This window comes from Bacillus sp. R86525, from assembly GCF_042466195.1.
Lineage (GTDB): Bacteria > Bacillota > Bacilli > Bacillales > Bacillaceae_G > Bacillus_A > Bacillus_A nitratireducens.
On sequence record NZ_JAXHPX010000007.1, the window covers coordinates 2,839,718 to 2,858,980 of the forward strand.

Sequence of the window (19,263 nt, forward strand, 5' to 3'; positions counted from 1 at the left end):
TTAAAATGAAATCAGTAGTTGTTATTACTTATTCTATCCGAAACGAGGTTGTTATATATGCGCTATCCAATTGAAATTCCCGTTACAAGGAAAACTCAATCTAAATCCATATTAAATTAAGTGAAGTTCAAAAAAATGGATTTTGCGATGCTTAAAAACAAAATTAATGGATATATTAAAAACTTTAATCCTAAATGGAACAAATGTGTTACTTAGATTGTCTATTACGTATACAAAAGGTGCTTTTGGTAGTTCTCTCATTTTGTAATGCAAGAAACACATGAGGAGTGCTATCTGGTACATTTATTAATTGTATCGGTATGTAAAATACCTAAACAAAATCCATATATTCTTGAAAGAGGTTGAAAATGTATGATAGTTTCAAAGAAGTTTTTTCACATTGCACATTATAAAAAGATGCTCCCTGTAGTATTACTTTCATGTGCAACGCTTATAGGCTGTTCCAATAGTAATATTCAATCTGAATCCCCTAAACAAACCAAACAAGAACATATAAGTAATCAATCTTTTGTTAAGCTTGAAAAAGATTATGATGCTAAGCTTGGTATTTATGCATTGGACACAGGTACGAATCAAACCGTTACTTATCGTTCAGATGAACGGTTTGCATACGCATCTACCCACAAAGCCCTTGCTGTGGGAGCACTGTTACAAAAGACATCAATAGAAGATTTAGATCAAATAATTAAGTATACTAGCAAAGATCTTGTGAATTACAATCCAATTACCGAAAAATATGTAGATGCAGGTATGAATCTGAAAGAGCTTGCGGATGCTTCCATTCGATATAGTGATAATACTGCACAAAATCTTATTCTTAAACAATTAGGTGGGCCAAGTGAATTCAAAAAATCACTGAGAGACATAGGAGATACTGTCACAAATCCTGAGCGTTTTGAACCAGAATTAAACGAAGTGCAGCCAGGAGACACTCGTGATACTAGTACCCCAAAGGCATTAGCTACTAGTCTTCAAGCATACGCGCTAGGCGATATACTTTCCATTGAGAAAAGGAACTTTTTAATAGATTTGATGAAAAGAAATACTACGGGGGACAACTTAATTCGTGCTGGAGTTCCAGGAGAATGGGAAGTAGCCGATAAGACTGGCTCTGGGTCTTATGGAACAAGGAATGACATTGCAATCATTTGGCCACCAAATAAAAAGCCAATTATTCTTGCGATACTTTCTAATCATGCGAAAGAAGATGCGAAATACAATGATAAACTTATTGCAAATGCAACTAAAATAGTGTTAGACGCTTTAAAAGTAACGAATAAATCATAGTAATGAATTTAAGCTGCTCCTATTTTACGGCACATATAGTTTTAAAGACTTGTACTTATCTAAACGCTAAGAAATGTAAGCGTGTTTTCAGGCAACGAAGGAGGCAAAAGCCTCCTTCGTTGCCTAATCGAACTCTCATCCCATTCCTAAAGAAGACGCCACCACATCGTAGTGGTCTTTCGCGTTCGAATCTCCTATTTAGAGCTAATATTTTACGTTTCCTTTCATCTTCAACCATTCTAATGCTCAATCATATTACGCATATTTTTAGATTTTCCATTTGTAGCTATATTAATCGAGACATTTAAATCTAATTCTTTATTTTGAAGGGATATCCCCCCTCTTTTTTATATTGTTTCCACAATTTAGAATTCTGCCGATATAAGGAATGTGATAACTGATACGTGTCAATCCCTCTTTCGATTCCTTTTCGGTACGTTTTTTTTATTTCTTTTTCAACTTGGTCCTCTGCAATTTTTTTAATATCATTTACAGGCATATAATTTATTAATTGAAAAATATCAGCATCGAAATGGATGTTCATAAGCATGCGTAACTTTCCATTTTTAATAAAATGCTTTGTATCTATCTTTGGATTTTTTAATACTATATGTCCAATGATTTTCTTGTTAAATTTTAATAGTAATGGAGCTCGTTTAGTATTTTCATCCGTCCATCGAACACCAGCAATATCATGGCTGTTTAAATGATTTATATAGGATTTATCGTTTATAAAACCATAACCACTAAATTTTAACATTGGAAATGATGTATGCCCTTTTTTCCAATATGTTTTAGTCGTAGCTAAGAAAGGAATGCGAGTTGTCATCCCAGGTTCATAATAATTTCTTTGGAATTTATATAAAGGTAAAGGATCTATTATTGTATATTGCTTGGTTATCTCTTTTGGTAAATTAATGATTGTATATAATTGAGAAATATTTAATATATTATTGTTCGCTAATATATTTTCTAAAGGCTCCTTAGTTCCAAATATCCACATAGTATCTCGAAATTGAAAAAACCGAGAAAAAAAATCATTAAATTGATTTAAGTCACCATGTTTTAGAAATCTCTCTGTTACAACAATTGTTTTGAGATGCTCCCATGAGATTTCTTGTTGAGCACCCTTATAAAAATCAAATGCTGCCTCATCTAAAATGGGGCCTTTTCCCTTTCCGATATAGGCCTGGCTATAATTACGGGTAGTGCTCCCTTCTTGTTTAGCTATGTTAGAAAAATTAATAAATTGCGGACGGATGATATAGTTATTATCTTTAAAATCGATACCTAGACTATTTATATACAAAACGTGATGCAACTCTCTTTGATCCCAACACCCTGTTAGAAACGTACACATCATAAAAAGAAATATAACTATTTTTTTATTTTTCTTCATCGGTACTCTCTCTTTTCCTTGTATTATCTTGCGTATGCAATTCTTTAGGTCTTTTTTTCATATACGTGAAAGGAAGTCTAAATGTGGCTGCTAGCATACTTTTAAACACAGGGGGTGAATATGGTGTAAAGAATGGAACTCCAAAAGAGCGTAAATTTACTACATGTATCACCATCACAAGGACACAAAAGATAAAACCCACTATGCCTAATAAAGAAGATACTAAGAATACTACATACCGCAATATACTTATTATTCCTGTTACTGACTGATTAGTTAAAGCAAATGTCGAAACAACCGAGATTGCTATTATAATGACCATAGATGCTGAAACAATTCCTGCACTAATAGCAGCTTGTCCAATAATTAATCCCCCTACAACAGATAATGTTTGACCAAATACGGCAGGAACACGCAATCCTGCTTGTCTCAAAATTTCAAATAAGGTCATCATAATTAGCCCTTCTAAAGGAGCTGGAAAAGGAATCCCTTCTCTTGATAAGCTTAATGTAGCTAGCAACGTATAGGGAATCTGATCTGGATGATATGTAATTAGTGCTATCCAAATTCCTGGAAGAAATATAGAAATCGCTATCCCCAAAAGACTTACAAGTCGTACAAAGCTACCGAATATGTAGAAAAGATCTTGATCTTCAGATGTATTCACAAAAAAAGGAAATGTAACTGGTGCAATTGTCGCTGTTGGTGACCCTTCAACTAGTAAAATAAAACGCCCATATAGCAAACAATTCACAGCATAATCAGGGCGTCCAGTATATTCAACTAAAGGAAATACACTAAATTGATTGTTTGTAATTAATTCTTCAATTTGTGCACTTGAAACAACCCCGTCTATTTTAATTTTTCTTAATTTTAATCGAACTTGATTAATGATATCTTGGGATGCGACATCTTTTAAATACAAGAGTGCTACTTTAGTTTGTGTTCTTTCTCCAATAATAAATTCTTCATAACTAAGAGAACTCGTTTTTAGCCTTTTTCTAATTAATCCTATATTTGTGTTTAACTCTTCAACAAATCCATCACGTCCACCACGAATAGTCATCTCTGTATTTGTTTGTTCAACTGACCTTGTAGGTATTTGGGCAATTTCAACTATATATCCATGTTTAGATTCTTCAAAAATAATAAGGAGGTTACCTTCAAATATAATCTGAGAGATAGTTTCATTCGAATTTACCATATCTAATTTCTTTACTGATAACTGGGGAATTAATGTTGAGAGGTTAAACTCTTCTATTGAATTACTTGAAAGCTCTTTGCAAACATGGGATGATGTGGCTTGTTTTAATTTTGTATTGTCAATTAAGTTTTGACAATACATAAACAATACTGAATTCTTTTTTTCTTTCTCATCCAAATCACGCTTTATTACTTTTACATCGTTGCATCCTTCAAACCACTCTAGTACTATCTTCTCATTTATTTCTACTCGTTTGTTCATCTACGTTGTCTCCTTCAAACTCAGCAACCTTATATAAAATACATCCTCATACTCTTTTAAGAGCTTTTCTTAAATTTAGCAACCCATACAAATACTATTAGTAAGATAGAAAACAAAAATAGTCCTAATGCTGAAACTGGTAAAATAATTTGAGATACAAACCAATAGAAACTAGAGTCACTGATGGGTAGTATACTTATTAATAAAATACATGAAAGTATTGCAAACATAACCCCATTTCTCGTTTTCCGATTTGTAATTGATAACAAATCTGGAATAAGAAAAACAACAAGTGATAAACGAATAAAGATCCCTACAAGCCACTGATACACGGAGAGAAAGTCTAAATTTTCAATGTACCTTCCTATTGACACAAGTCTCCATTCTTCAAATGCTGGATACCGTTGGTTTGCTGCTACGAAAGGCCCAAATTCTATAATAGCTGCCATAACTGGGCCTATTGTGATACCAATAATAACCATTCCCAAAGCAATCAGTTGATATAATTTGACTTTTGAACAAATGTGATGCTGTAAGAAAAGAATAAAAATTAACTCTAAAAATCCTGCTGCAGGATAAACCATCCCCTTAAATACTGGCTTCATTCCATTTTCCATCATTGGCTGAAGTAAAGAATAATCTTTATGCGGAACATTTGCAAACATTACAAAAAAACCAAGTAGGAATACAATAGGTAACAAAACGCCTGTTGTAAGTGCAATAGATTGAATTCCTCTTGTAGCATTATAGAGACAAATCATTGAAAAAAGTATTCCTAAAACAAAGTGAGGTGTTTCTGGTAAATAAAATGAGAAAAAAGTTAATGTTTCTTTTAGTGCAACGACACCAATTGTTATTAAATAAATCACAACTATGAATATGATTGGATATACACTGAGTTTCCCAAAATTATTTTTTAACCACGAAAACAAGTGTTCATTTTTTATGTTTCTATATATGATGAATATTAATGAAATCCAAATCAAGTATATAATGCTTACTAATATGATAGAGATCCACGAATCTCTACCTGAGGTATCTAATAACATGGGAATCATAATGACATGATTAATTATCCCAATACTACCAATGAGTATCATAGAAACTTGAAATAAAGTTATTGTTTGCTTAGTCATACATACCACCATATTTTGTAATGAATAAATATTACATAGTATAACTGATACATTGCATCTTTATTCCAAACGGTTAGGGCATAGAGCCATGGACAATTAAACGCTCTTATTTATAAAATCTATCACATGAGATGTAAGCCAGTTCCTTTTTACAGATAAATAATTTAACGGGACAGTATTCAGATCATACATCTAGATACTGTCCCGTTTTTTATATGCAATTCTTCAATGATATAGTCAATCGATCATAACAAAAAGAACCTGTAGAATATACTACAAGTTCTTTTTCAAAAATTGTTAAAAAGGGAATAGCAAACTATATTAACATTCAATACAGGGAGACCATTTTGATTATGGCTTGGTTATATTGTATATCAAATATAAATATTTGAAGAAACTAATTTCGAAAATTATGTGAATTAAAAAACTAGGGTGTTTATATTAAATTTCGTTTACTACCAACTTCTTCTTACTTAAATAAACTGCACGATCTGATTTTTTAGCAACTTCCTGTGAGTGCGTCACAACAATAATACATTTATTTTCTTTATGTGCAAGTTCTTGAAACAGTTCTATTATATCCATTGCCGTTTCTTCGTCGAGGTTTCCTGTCGGCTCATCCGCAATCAGTAAATCAACATTACAAGATAACGCTCGAGCGATTGCTACACGCTGCTGTTGCCCGCCACTTAGTTGCAGAACATTTCGTTTCGCTTCTACTTCTGTAAGTCCTACTTTCTCTAATAATTCTAACGCTCTTGCCGTTTTATTTTGCACTTTAACACCTGTAATTTCCATTGCTGTTAAGACATTTTGAAGAGCAGTCATATAGGTAATCAAATTATAAGATTGGAAAATTACCGATACATTTTGATTACGGTACCGATCCAAACCAATTTTTCGAATATCCTTTCCATTAAACAGTACATAACCATTTTTAGGTATATCTAGCCCGCAACCTAAGCTAAGAGTAGTGGTTTTACCAGATCCGGATGGTCCTAGAATCGTGTAGAAATGTCCTTTTTGAAAAGAAAAGTTAACATTTTCCAGTATCGCTACTTTTTTTCCGTTACTTTCATAATAATAATCTAAGTTTTTAAATTGTAAAATCGTCTCCATATCGAGCCTCCTTATTCATCTTTTAAAAGAATTTGTTTTGGATTCAGGCGTAGAATAGATAATGCTGGAACAAGCGTTGCTAATATAGCAATAGCTAGTCCAATCCCCCCCATTTTCCCTACATCTTCTCCTGTTACACTTACATTAATTTTATCAATTGGATCCTCTTTTTGATTTTGTACAGTTCCACCAGGTCCAGCTACCATTACAGTTCCATTTTGTGGGGTGTTTGTTTCTTCTCCTGCTGTAGCAATTTCACTCGAAAGTAAATTATTCCCTATGAATTGAGAAATTTTTGCTCCTGTTGTTATGGATAATCCAAATGCTAAAATAGCAATACATACTACTTCTACTACGAACTGCGCCATCAGTTTCCATTTTTTCTCTCCAATGGACAATAAAATCCCCATTTCTTTACGACGTGCTTTAATCGATAACATAATGATTAATCCTAAGATAATCGCACCTGCAATAGATACCATATAGATAATCATTTGAGAAGTAGAAGCGATATTTTCGATAGGACCAATCATTTGTTTGTACAATGAATCATGTGCATCTAACTTAAAATAATTAAAATCAAGACCAGATTTTTTTGCTTCTTTTTTAAATGCATCAATGTATTGTGGGTCGTTCAATAAGTACACAACTTGAATACTACTCATACCTTCATCTACTTCTAATTTTTTTAAAGTAGAGTAAGGCATATATAGTTTATTAGCTGGATTCATCATAGGAGGGGGATTTTGACCCATTGGTTGCTCATTCGTTTCGTAAATACCGATAATTTCAATTTCAAGAGTTTCCTTTTTATCCCCTGATTGAACTTTAACTTTATCTCCTACTTTCAAATTATTTTGTTCCGCTAATCGTTTTTCCATTAAAGCTACATTCTGATCTTGCATCTGTTCTGTAATTGGTTTTCCATCAACGATTTTATTTTTTCCATTTTTAAAGCTTTCTTGTAATAAAGTCTTGCGAACTCCTTCTATCATAAGAGAAGAATTCATATCTATTTCTGTACCTGAACCTGATCCTCCCGCCGTTGCCACTCTAGCATTTCCTTTTCCTTCTCCTTCTGAAACTCCTACTAATTTAAATCCATCTGCAATTCCGAAAGTGTTAGTTATGTAATTATAGTCTTTTACATACTTTGACTTCGCTAATTGATCTGCTTCTTTTGTATTAAGCTTTGGCGGATTAGGCATCTCTCCCGTTTCCCTAGCTTGTTGACCTAATTTGTCAAAATCAAGACTTAAAGTAACATCTGCACCGAGTTTTTTTCTTGCTGCATCAGCAGCTTTTTTTGATGCATTTTGGATTGTGAATCCTGCCAACACTAAATTTGTAACAATTAGGAAAACTGCCATCAAAATTAATGATGTTCCTACTCTTTTTTTCATACTGAGAATTGCTCGTTTCATAAAGTTCATTTTTTCTTACCTCCTTGATAACTTGTATTCTATATAGGTTATCTAGAGTCTATATGGAGCTAATCAGTAGTTTATCTAGAGATATAAGGAGTTTATGTGTAGTTATTCATTTGACCTGGTCAAGAAAAACCGGAACACCAATCTAAAAACGTAATCGTTTTTGAATATTGATAAAGAGGCAGTCCTTAGAGTTAGGTTAAGATTCATTGAATGAGAGCATATAAATCCATGCTTTTTACGTAATTTCTATACAACAAATAAAAACCACCCTATTTGAATGGTTATATGTGTGCTTGTTAAATATGAAAATTCATTAAAGAATATGGAGGTTTATTGAAGTTGGTCAGATTTTCTAAGAATAATATTGTGTTAAAAAGCCTAACTTATAATTTTATAAGTTAGGCTTTTATGCTATCTATAAGAAAAAGTTATAGAGACTCATAATATTTTATAATTTAACCTATTGTATTTAAACAAGTAAAATAAAAGTAACAAGTGCATATATTAAGGAGGTTTTTTAATAGTGACAGAAACTATAACATTTAGAATTGCAACGGCCGATGATTTAGATGAAATTGTAAAAATGCTTGCTGATGATGTTTTAGGAAATAAAAGAGAGCGCTATGAAACGCCACTCCCTGATAGTTATATAAGAGCATTTCATGCTATTGATTGTGATCCAAATAACGAGTTGATTGTAGCGTGTGATGGGACGGAGATTGTTGGTATTCAACAAATTACATTTACGCCTTACATTGCACGTCAAGGGGGTTGGAGAGCTACAATTGAAGGTGTACGGACAGCCTCATCAAAACGTGGTAAAGGTATAGGAAGTAAACTTATTAAATGGGCTATTCAACGTGCTAAATTACGGGGATGTCATTTAGTACAATTAACAACAGATAAAGAACGACAAGAAGCTTTACAATTTTATAAGAAATTAGGTTTTAAAGATTCTCATGAAGGATTAAAACTCTTTCTCTAATGAAAATAGCTATTTATATACCAAAAAGACGTATATTGTAAGGTTAATTAACTATAGGCTTCGAAAATTATGGTAACTATCACTGTATTAAATATACAAATTGACACATTGTCTTTCATATAAATTGCGTCACTTCAAAAGGTGTACCTTTTGATACGAAAATAAGCAAGTTAATGTTCTCTTTTATGAATGAGAATATTAACTTGCTTTTTAGATTTTAGTAAAAATTATTTATAGTTTTATTTTATTGATAGCTTTATAATATAATATACAAATTCCTCACCTATTTTATAATTCAAGCATCTACTATTAGGAAAAGAGAATATTTTATAATTAATTTACAGCATAAATTTTGTCCATCTTTTAGACGATATGTATTTTGGAGGAGGTTAATTTGATTTTTTCAAAACTCATTGATCGATACGCCTTGTATGATTTGCACAAAAAAAGAAGTGTAGAGTTTCAGTATACTTCTCTTTCTAACACCTCACTATATATAAAGGACATAGAATTTTTTTATAAAGTAAAACCATCTCATATTCATTTTAACATTAAGCATTTAAAACAAGAAAAGGAATACATGGTTGGGCAATTCAAATATAAAAGCTCGGTTCAATCTGGTGATTCATGCAACGATTCTGTCATTGGGGATTTATTCTTACATAAAAATGAAGATGCACCTCATGTCATCTTTGTTCACGGTTGGAGAATGGATTCTAACGAACGTGTCAAAAAAATATTCCACGACCATATGACCAACTTGAAGTGGAATATGTATTATTTCACTTTACCATATCATTTTGACAGAAAACCGAACCAATCCCTATACAGTGGAGAGTACATGGTAAGTGCCAATATTGAACGAACTGTAGAAGCAACTAGACAAGGAGTAGCTGATTTACGAACTTTGATCAAATGGATTAAAGCAAATAAAAATGGTCCCTTGATTTTAATAGGAATCAGTTTAGGTGGAGTTATTACTAACTTAACATCTCTTGTTGAACCAGAAATTGATGTGTTAGCATCCATTTTCTACGCGAATCGACTCTCTTATTCAATTTGGAAGACAAATCCAGGTAAATTTATTAGAGAAGACTTGGAACATCATGGTGTTACGTATGATGATTTAATAGCTTATTGGAAAATCACTGAACCGAGTCAAACATTACCAAAAGTAAAAAAAGAAAATATTTTATTAATTTCAGGCAAGCATGATCTTTATGTGCATTCTGAGGATACGGACTATTTGTGGGAATCCTGGGAAAGACCTACGCGATATATTTATACATGTGGGCATGCCGGGATTGTCCTTAAACGTAAAAAAATTGCAACTGATACTATCAATTTTATTCAGAATCGATTGAACTCCCAAAACTTCCCCAAAGACATACCTTAAGGTGAGGGATTACTAAGTATAGAATCTTATACTTGTAATCTTTCATTCTATACCAAGTTCATTTCATATGGAAAAGGGTTACTCATCATTTTCACCAGGGGCTTATTTTTATGAAAAGAAATTATTGTTGTTTACCCTTTATATGCAATATTACATATAAAAATCTTTAATTGTTCTGTTATAATTTTAAGAGTAAATTATTCATCCATTAATTTACACCATCCATATCTACAGTTATGGAAACCCTAATTACACATAAAAAAGAGGAGAACCTTGGTGAGTTCTTCTCTTTTTGTTTATTAAATTGTAATATAATTACAGTATGTGAAATTATATTGCTTTAACTTTAAAAGCGAAGTGAAAACAACCTTCACTCCGCTTTTTGCATTTATTTAATCGGTTTCTCTGTTTTTAAAACTAGTGAACTTAATGCAGGAACTTTAATTTTATTGTCATGGACAACGTAAAGTGTCTTACTTCCCGCCTGATTCCCGTTTACTAGCACTTTCCATGGACCTTTCGATGGAAGTGTTATGTCAACGGCTTCCCTATTTGCATTGTGAGCTACCATAAAGTATTCGCTTTTATTCCCACTTCCCTTTCCATCTATTGTATAAGCTACAACATTTTTTGGAACATCGATAAAAGCTACATACTTTTTAATTTGCTCTGCAGATGTCATTCGAAAAGCTGGGTATTTTTTGCGTAATTCTATTAAGCCCTTCATGTACTCTACTTCATTATTAAATGCTGCACGGCGTAACCAGTCCATCTGGTTAATTGAATCAGGAGATTTGTAACTATTATGATCACCATATTTTGTTCGCATAAACTCTTGTCCTGCATGTAAGAATGGAATACCTTGTGATGTTAATAAAATAGAAGAAGATAATTTATGCATTTGCTTTCGCATTTCTTCACTGTCACCTGAATTAGTCAACTCAAGTTTATCCCATAAAGTGTGATTGTCATGTGCTTCCACATAAGTTAGCACCTGCTCCGGATCTTGATAAGTAGACGAATTTGTATCATAGTCAATACCGGCCGTAATGCCTTTTTTAATACGGTCTTCCATGTTTTGCTTTCCATTTACAAAACCATTTTCTTTCTCCTCAAATACACTACCTTTCAATCCATCACGTATATTATCGTTAAAATGAGCAATCCCTTTCATTTTCTCCGCATTTTTTTGATTTGCTTTCAATTCAGCTGCAAGAGGTGTATTTAAATCCCATCCTTCTCCATGCAGAATAATAGAAGGATCAATTTGATTAACAGCTTTACGTATCTCATTCATCGTTTCATAATCATGAATACCCATTAAATCAAAACGGAACCCATCTAAATTGTATTCTTTTGTCCAGTATGTGACGGAATCTACCATGAATTTTCTCATCATCTTTCGTTCTGAAGCGGTATCATTCCCTACTCCAGTTCCATTTGCTAATGTTCCGTCTTCATTGTAACGATAATAGTAACCTGGAACTAACTTATGAAAATTTGATTCAGCGGCATTATACATATGGTTATATACTACGTCCATCACAACACGAAGATTATTATCATGCAATGTTTGAATCATTTGCTTTAATTCAGTTATTCGAACAGTTGGCTCAAAAGGATTTGTAGAATAGGAGCCCTCTGGGACGTTGAAATTTTTCGGGTCATATCCCCAGTTATATTGTGGTTCATTTAAATTCTCTTCATTTACTGAAGCATAATCAAATATTGGTAAAAACTGAACGTGAGTAACACCAAGATCTTTCATATGATCAAGTCCTGTTTTTACACCTTCAGGCCCTTTTGTTCCTTTTTCTGTTACACCTAAATATTTTCCTTTTTGCTTAATACCACTTTCAGGTTGAATGGAAAGATCGCGTACATGCAATTCATAAATAATAGCATCTTCCGGATTTTTAAATTTTGGCTTTTTGTTTGCTTTCCATTTTTCCGGATTTGTTTCTTCTAAATCAACAACTGCACCTTTATCTCCATTTACAGAAGCAGCACGCACATACGGATCAACCGCTTCAGTCCACTTATCCCCAATTTTCACCTTATACGTATAAAAGAGACCTTTTTGGTTCCCTTTAAGTTCTGCTTTCCAAGTTCCCTTTTCACCTTGTTGCATGTTTATTTCAGTACCTATTTTATCGCTCCATTTTTTATATGTAACTAACTTCGCTTCACTCGCAGTAGGAGCCCATAAACGGAACTTTGTATGTTGCGGAGTATATATATTGCCTAAATCATTACCACCATAATAAAATAAATTATCAAATTCCTCGCTACGAATGACTTTACCGATTTCAGTATTCGCATCAGCTAAGTTTGCTATTTTAACTTTGTATGTTTGTTTTAAATCAATTTTCTGTTCCGTAATTATTTTAACCTTACTAGTAATATCTCCACTATTTTTATCATAAGGACTAATTCCCTTAATTTTAACGCCTTCAATTTCAATTTTCTGTTCCTTACTATTAAACGGAACATTAGTCGTTACAGTAATTTCATTAAAACTATCAATAGTAGCTTTTTGAATTGAGAGATCCGAAGAAGGCTTAGAGTTATATACTTTTTCATCACCCGAAAGGATCCATACTTCAGCACGACCATCCCTTATATTTTCAACCCAGTGATCACCTCCATCTTTTTCCCATTCATTGGTACGAACTATAAATCCTACACGATTATAGTCACCATCTATTTTTATCTTAGCGTATTTTCCAAATTCATCTTCACCAGTAAATTCATAAGATTTACCGTTTGCATTTTCTCCCCATACCCAAAGATTCCAGTCTTTTGTATTTCCAGATTTCTCTTTGTAATGAATGATAACTTCAGTTGTTTTCGAATTTGAAACTGCCTTCACACTCTGAAAAGAGAAAACAGATGATAACATAACGATTATGGCAAGTAATAAAAATGATTTGTTAATTAATCTTTTTGTCATTTGCACCACATACACCCTTTCTTTATATAGTACGAGCTATTTATTATGCTCATACTAAATTACACTGCTTAAATTAATGTAGAAATCCCTTTTACTTCACCCCCATATTGACTATTTTCACGTATGTATTTCAATGATCTTTTAATACGAAAGCGTTTGCATTAATGCTTAAAAAAATAGATTTTTTTTGCCTTCATATAGTTGTAAATACTAAAAGATCAGGGAAATCATTTTAAAGCAATCGTTTGTTATCGCTTTCATTTTATAGCACTTACTATTAAGAGGTCAATATATTATTAATTTTCTGTTTTTATACCCTTGAAATCTTATATATTTGTCGTAACTTATTGAAGATAGATGCCTGATTATTGCTTAGTAATTTTATTTTCACTAATACATTGCTACGTAAAAAATCAGCTAATATCCTTAAAATGAAATTAGCTGATTTTCATAATGTATTAATATATGAATGGAAACTATATTTCTAACTTACTTAATTTTTGCTGCATCAAATGCTTTTTGCACTGCTTGAACTTCAGCTGTATTCGCCCCATATTTATTAGTTGCCACTCGAATACATGCTGATTTCAATTCTTTGAAATTAGATGTCATGTTTAACTCATCTGTATTTGCATAATAGAAAATATCAAACATTTTATCTTCACCAATTCCTTTAACAGTTACTCCGTTATGAGTTCCGCCTTTTGCAATGAGATACGCAACTTTATTAATAATACTTGAATTAAAATGAACGCCACCTTGATCCCATCCATTAAAATCGTTAAATTCACTGTAATCATCTGGATACGGTACTCCAAGTGAAGATGGAACAGAAGCCGGGTTTTCCATATCACGGAAAACAGATCCAGTTTGTTCTCCCATTGTCCAGTTAAAGGTTCCATTATTTACGTATTTCTCAATAGATGTTCCCATAATATCAGATAGTGCCTCATTAATCGCACCAGATTCACCGTAATATTCAAGATTAGATTCGCTAGAAGTAACAGCATGTGTAAATTCATGTCCAGCTACGTCATATGCCTTGACAATAGGATCGCCATATACAAGCATACTTCCATTATTAGCACTTAATGCATTTTGCCAATTTTTCGGATCGTTCGTATCTTCAGAATCCCAAGCATGTACAACTGAAACTACCTTTTGTCCCTTATTATCAAAACTATTTCGCTTGTATTTATCTTTATAAAAATCAAATACCTTTGTTGCTAAGTAATGAGCACTTACTGCTTTTGGATCGTTAAATGTTGTTGAAGTGCTGGTTGCTAGTGTACCAGGATAATAGCTTTCTTCTTTAGTAATATCTCTATAATTCACATCATATGTTTCAATTCCTTGCCCTCTTGTATAATCAGCAAGTGCATATTGGCCATTACTTTGTTTAGAAATACCAAATGAACGAGATATACCTAAATCATCTTTTCCTGTTCCAGTTAATGATGTAAGACTGCTTTTTTTACTTTCCTTTAAAGCTCCAACTAGGTTTTCACTTGCTTTTAAGTTAGATTCTTGTACCATATTTTTTAACATATCGCCATTTTGCGCATTTACTAAATAAGTTCCAGAAACATAGTTTGGTGTTGCAGCTTCAAATGTAACTTGGTATGCATTTGAAGCTTGTCCATTATTTTCATCAACAAAAATAACTTCCTTAACTTCTGGATCAGAAATAAACTTGATATCGTTCCCGTACTTCGTATAAATATATTGTTTCGCTCCATCTTTTGATAGATTAATAGGCTTTTTCAATTCTTCTTGTTTTAAATTTTGCGCGCTATCGCCTGAAACACTTTTAATAACACCCTTATTATCTACGTGTGCAGTTAATTGATGGCCATATACTTCTTTTCCTTCGTATGTTTGCTGCATACGCACAAGTGTTGTTCCATCATACGAACCACGTTTTTGAAGAACTTTATAATCTACTCCTGTTTCTCCATTGACTTGATTTGGAGAAAGAGCTTGTTCAGCTTTCTCCTTAAGAGCATCTTTTACTACATTCTCTGGTGTTTTTTGTGACGGTTGTGTAAGTTCACCTGAACGGAATGAGTCCTCCTGAATTTGAACTTGTAGTTGATCTGTTTCCTCTGCATGACCTATTCCGTATGGTGCCACAGCTGTTAAAGCTAATCCTGTTGTTAATGCTACCTTAGTTAATGTCTTTGTTTTTTTCATTTTTTCACCTCGTATAATTTTTGAAATAGAAAGCTTGTACAAAGTATACTGTCTAATCTTGTCGGAAAAAAGGGAAAATACAAAATTTATGTAATATTATGCAAAATTACATAAATGTGGTCGATAAAATAAAAAATGAGCCCTTTTAGGTGCTCATCCAATTGGTTAGTTGTTAATTATCTATATTCATTTTAATCAAAGTACACGTATATCTTATTAACAACATAAAAACCACTCTTTACTATTTTAAGAATAGTAGATAAATACTTTAGTGAGGCAACGCATATACAAGTTAGATTTTTCAATATAATTTTGTTATTTATGTCTATAGCTGCATGGATTGGAACGTTTTGAGACTGCTGAAGTCTTATATGAGTTTCAGGCTTTTTTATCTTGTCAAAAATATCTTTTAAAGATAAATTTTTCTCCCCATTTAAATATAGAAAAGGACGTATCTATTGCATGTTATTAACTTAAGGTATGTTCTTTTAAAGCATATTATAAATATACATAGCGAGAAATGAAACAATAATTATTCAAATGAAAAACCCCCTAAATTTTTAAAGCGATCCAGGGGGTTTTTTACCGATGATTCTCTATATTTCCATACCGATCACAAACTTTTTTAGGATAATGGTATGTCCAAGTTGAATAGTTTTTTGCAAGAGAGCCATCTTTTTTATATTTATTTAATTATCCTACTAAGTTTTTTGTAAAATTCACCTTTTCTTTTTACATGATTAAACTGATTTGGATTAATATTAGCTTTTTGTGAGAGTGCTACAATCTCTTCTTTTGTAATTGAATCTTTAGTATTTATAGATGCTATATTTGTATATTTTCCATCTTCTGTTTTTGGGATTTCTAAAATCCCTTTATTTACAAGATCAACTACAGCCTTATGCTCTGAAGAATGTGTATCTACACCAGTAATTTTCCAATTATGCATAACTTTTGGCGTGTATACACCGTTCTTTACCTCTTTTAAATATGTAATAGCAAGGTTACGAATGGTTCCACCTGTTTCTCCGAATGCATTCTCTTGTTTAGATGACCAAGTTTGTTCAAATTTACGTCCCTCTAAAGCTCCCCCTTTTGCCTGAAGAGCCTCCATTCTATACGCATTCATTCCTAGCGTCATAACATCGCCCATTTTGATTGGTTTATTTGTACGAATAGAGCGTAAATTTATAATTCTACTACCATATGGTTTTGTTAAGTCAATTTCGTATTTTACGCCTCCAAAGAAATCGTTCGTACTGTATTTAGACGCACGACGGTTTTTATCAAAGCTAACTGTTACATCTCCGGCACGAGATGAGTTAAAATATCCTGCTGCCCATTCCATATAGTCTTTTAAATCTTTTCCAGTTATCTTATATACTGTAATTTCTCCCAAAGCATATTGATAATTATAAGCAATATCTTTCTTCTTTATAGGACCTATATCCAAACGGGCATAATCATTATCAATTTGATGGGCTACTACATCCGCCTTGCTGTAATGGAGCATGACTTCATGAAAGAAATCTGATAAAGGTGTCTCTTGAATCTGCACACTTGGAATACCCTTTATTTCATTTTCAGGAACAAGGTTTCTACCCTTTAATTGAGCGACTACAACATTTGCATCTCCTCTCGCATACTCATGAAAAGGTGTTAGTGTTTCTTCAAGTGTAGAATCAGATAATACTGTAGTTCCATCAGCATTTTTTACAGGTATAGCGGTAGCTGTTTTATCTTTTAAAACAAGCTTCCCATCTTGCTTTGTAAAAGTAAGGTCAATACGTGAAATATGCGTTCCGTATTTATCTGGTTCTGTAATAATCACGCCATTTACAACTTCTTTTTTTACAAGTTTATGCATATGAGCCGCAAAAATAGCGCTTAGTTCCGGACAAGCATTCGCAATATCTTGAACACCAGTACCTGGGATTCCATTCTCATTTTCTAGTCCCATATGCATAACCCCTACCATTACATCTACTTTATCTTCTAATTCTTTAATAGCCTTTTTTGTCTCTTCTACTGGATTTTTCACTACTAAACCATCCAAATGATCTGTCCCTTTTTCAAAATCACTAATCATTGGTGTATTCATACCAATAATCCCGACTTTAATTCCACCTTTTTCAACAATCGTATATGCAGGAAGAAAACGCTCTCCATTTTCCTTATAAATATTTCCTGCTAACGTCTTTCCCTTGTATTGCTCACTAACTTTTTTCAATGTATCTAGTCCAAAGTTGAATTCATGATTTCCAAATGCCCAGGCGTCATATCCCATTGTATTCATTGCTACCATCATTGGCGATTGTGGCTTATCGTTGAATAATTCTACTGAGTTTCCTTGAATTGTATCCCCGGCATCTACTAATATGGTATTTGGATTTTCTTGACGTACCTTCTTTATAACCGTATAAAGCTGCGTCAGACTTCCACTCATATTTGCTCCATCAAGCGCATAATCCCAAGGCATAAATCTACCATGAATATCTGCAGTACCTAACAATGTAATATTAACATTAGATTCCTCAGCCTTAGAAATAGCTGGTTTGACTGTTACTGCTGTTACAAGAAGCATAAGAATAATAAAATAGCATACATAGTTCTTCCATTTCGTTTTTTGCATAATATCAATATTTCTCCCCTTTTTGTACTGTCATAAAGTTGCTTGAACTTTAAAAATATAACTTGTTATTCAGAAAACTTCAACTACAAAAATAAAGAGAATAAAATGCATATATCCCTTAATAAAATTGTATTTTATCATTTTCTGACAAAATACTTATTCCTCAAACGCGTGAAAGGTGCTTACCCAATGGTAGGTGTAAGAGTACTTTCAAAAATTTGGACATATAGCTCATTTCCGAAAATCATTATAACTTAAAGATATAGTGTGTAATGCTGATTACATTTTCGGATTTCATTGCCAATTTATTTCCTTCTAAATGAAAATGATGAGATCACTTCCAAAAATAATAACCCCGCTCTTCATTTAAGGCGGGGTTACACTTATACAGCAAATCGGATTCAGATTTTTTTCGAATGTTCGTTTCCTCTTCAGGGGTAAAATCTGCTAGTTTCGTAATTTCTTCAGCTTTTTGGTTGCTTTCAACTAAATTTATCATAATTTTAATCAGGATTTCTATTTTATCACTCGAAACCTTGATGCTATCCCAAATCACTCAAAAAATAGATAATGATGTTTACCTTTCAACTCCACAAAGCAATTTTATCTCTTTAATTTGTTCTATATGACGCTGTTCATGCAAATAGATCAGTTCTATCCACTGATCAAGAAGTAATTCTCCAAGAGCTGGATGCGTCACTGATTTTTTCGCTAATATAGATTCATCTTCTATTGTACTCAGGAAACGCATCAATTCTTTTCTAGAGTCGTTTAACAAATCAACCATTTGCTGCACTTCAAATGGTTCTATACTTGGTTCAATCATTTCTGGGGCTATAAATTTTATCGATCTATCTAATAAAATAGTGTGAATTTCTTTACGCTCATTTAAGATACTATCCATCTTTTTTAATCCCGATGAAATAACTGTTATAACTCTCTCATCTAATAAAACTAAGTGATGACAAACTTGTGCTATACTCCATTTATCCTTATCTGGTTTCCTATTAAATTGAGCATCACTTAACAAAGTAATTTCCTCAAATAATTGATTTCTAGTTTCATAAAACTTGTCATTTACAAATGTATTCATGTGAATTCTCCTTTCATTAGAACCTACATACTTAAATTCCTACGCTAGAAATATTCTCTATGGAAAAAAGATTTTCCTTCACTATTATTCCAATCCAATCTTTTCTTTCTTTAGTAGATTCTCTAATTCATGCTGAAACGTATGAGTTCTC

General features: G+C 32.6%; 11 protein-coding genes and 1 pseudogene. 3 read left to right on the forward strand and 9 right to left on the reverse strand.

Annotated elements, in window-relative coordinates; genetic code table 11:
* Window positions 1–372 precede the first annotated feature (372 nt).
* Window positions 373–1,308, forward strand: coding sequence for a class A beta-lactamase (bla, locus tag SJY24_RS17250; protein ID WP_377865586.1), 936 nt, complete (start codon window positions 373–375; stop codon window positions 1,306–1,308).
* Window positions 1,309–1,547: 239 nt separating this feature from the next.
* Here the strand turns inward: bla and gerXC are convergent.
* The 5 genes and pseudogenes from gerXC to SJY24_RS17275 all read right to left on the reverse strand — a co-directional run bounded on the left by gerXC (window position 1,548) and on the right by SJY24_RS17275 (window position 7,860).
* Window positions 1,548–2,707 (reverse strand): annotated as a pseudogene (gene gerXC / locus SJY24_RS17255) (spore germination protein GerXC).
* Entirely contained in the window at window positions 2,694–4,172 is a 1,479-nt protein-coding gene (gene gerXA / locus SJY24_RS17260) for a spore germination protein GerXA (protein WP_377865587.1), read from the reverse strand. Before gerXA ends, gerXC begins: the two are co-directional and overlap by 14 nt.
* A gap of 56 nt (window positions 4,173–4,228) precedes the next feature.
* Entirely contained in the window at window positions 4,229–5,308 is a 1,080-nt protein-coding gene (gene gerXB / locus SJY24_RS17265; protein ID WP_377865588.1) for a spore germination protein GerXB, read from the reverse strand.
* Between the two features lie 441 nt (window positions 5,309–5,749).
* Window positions 5,750–6,427 (reverse strand): ABC transporter ATP-binding protein, encoded by a 678-nt coding sequence (locus SJY24_RS17270; protein WP_000447830.1) that lies wholly within the window; start codon window positions 6,425–6,427, stop codon window positions 5,750–5,752.
* Between the two features lie 11 nt (window positions 6,428–6,438).
* Entirely contained in the window at window positions 6,439–7,860 is a 1,422-nt protein-coding gene (locus SJY24_RS17275) for an ABC transporter permease (RefSeq protein WP_377865589.1), read from the reverse strand.
* Between the two features lie 523 nt (window positions 7,861–8,383).
* On the opposite strand from SJY24_RS17275, the gene SJY24_RS17280 reads away from it, so the two are divergent.
* Window positions 8,384–8,845: a GNAT family N-acetyltransferase gene (locus tag SJY24_RS17280; RefSeq protein ID WP_016129523.1), complete on the forward strand. Its 462-nt coding sequence runs from the start codon at window positions 8,384–8,386 to the stop codon at window positions 8,843–8,845.
* A 394-nt stretch (window positions 8,846–9,239) separates the two neighbouring features.
* Window positions 9,240–10,241 carry an alpha/beta hydrolase gene (locus SJY24_RS17285; RefSeq protein ID WP_377865590.1) on the forward strand — a complete coding sequence of 334 codons (1,002 nt, stop codon included), beginning with the start codon at window positions 9,240–9,242 and terminating at the stop codon, window positions 10,239–10,241.
* A 388-nt stretch (window positions 10,242–10,629) separates the two neighbouring features.
* Here SJY24_RS17285 and pulA read toward each other — a convergent pair whose 3' ends face one another.
* From pulA to SJY24_RS17305, 4 genes are all read right to left on the reverse strand, one after another.
* Window positions 10,630–13,200: a type I pullulanase gene (pulA, locus tag SJY24_RS17290; RefSeq protein ID WP_377865591.1), complete on the reverse strand. Its 2,571-nt coding sequence runs from the start codon at window positions 13,198–13,200 to the stop codon at window positions 10,630–10,632.
* A 483-nt stretch (window positions 13,201–13,683) separates the two neighbouring features.
* On the reverse strand, window positions 13,684–15,387 hold the full coding sequence (locus SJY24_RS17295) for a M4 family metallopeptidase (protein ID WP_377865592.1): 1,704 nt from the start codon (window positions 15,385–15,387) through the stop codon (window positions 13,684–13,686).
* A gap of 685 nt (window positions 15,388–16,072) precedes the next feature.
* Window positions 16,073–18,019 carry a bifunctional metallophosphatase/5'-nucleotidase gene (locus tag SJY24_RS17300; protein ID WP_377865593.1) on the reverse strand — a complete coding sequence of 649 codons (1,947 nt, stop codon included), beginning with the start codon at window positions 18,017–18,019 and terminating at the stop codon, window positions 16,073–16,075.
* A gap of 577 nt (window positions 18,020–18,596) precedes the next feature.
* Window positions 18,597–19,112: a DinB family protein gene (locus tag SJY24_RS17305; RefSeq protein ID WP_098764117.1), complete on the reverse strand. Its 516-nt coding sequence runs from the start codon at window positions 19,110–19,112 to the stop codon at window positions 18,597–18,599.
* Window positions 19,113–19,263 lie beyond the last annotated feature (151 nt).

Coding starts and splice junctions, on each gene's coding strand:
- SJY24_RS17270 (WP_000447830.1), bottom strand. CDS start 6,427: ATGGAGACGATTTTACAATTTAAAAACTTAGATTATTATTATGAAAGT.
- SJY24_RS17275 (WP_377865589.1), bottom strand. CDS start 7,860: ATGAACTTTATGAAACGAGCAATTCTCAGTATGAAAAAAAGAGTAGGA.
- bla (WP_377865586.1), top strand. CDS start 373: ATGATAGTTTCAAAGAAGTTTTTTCACATTGCACATTATAAAAAGATG.
- SJY24_RS17295 (WP_377865592.1), bottom strand. CDS start 15,387: ATGAAAAAAACAAAGACATTAACTAAGGTAGCATTAACAACAGGATTA.
- gerXB (WP_377865588.1), bottom strand. CDS start 5,308: ATGACTAAGCAAACAATAACTTTATTTCAAGTTTCTATGATACTCATT.
- gerXA (WP_377865587.1), bottom strand. CDS start 4,172: ATGAACAAACGAGTAGAAATAAATGAGAAGATAGTACTAGAGTGGTTT.
- SJY24_RS17300 (WP_377865593.1), bottom strand. CDS start 18,019: ATGCAAAAAACGAAATGGAAGAACTATGTATGCTATTTTATTATTCTT.
- SJY24_RS17305 (WP_098764117.1), bottom strand. CDS start 19,112: ATGAATACATTTGTAAATGACAAGTTTTATGAAACTAGAAATCAATTA.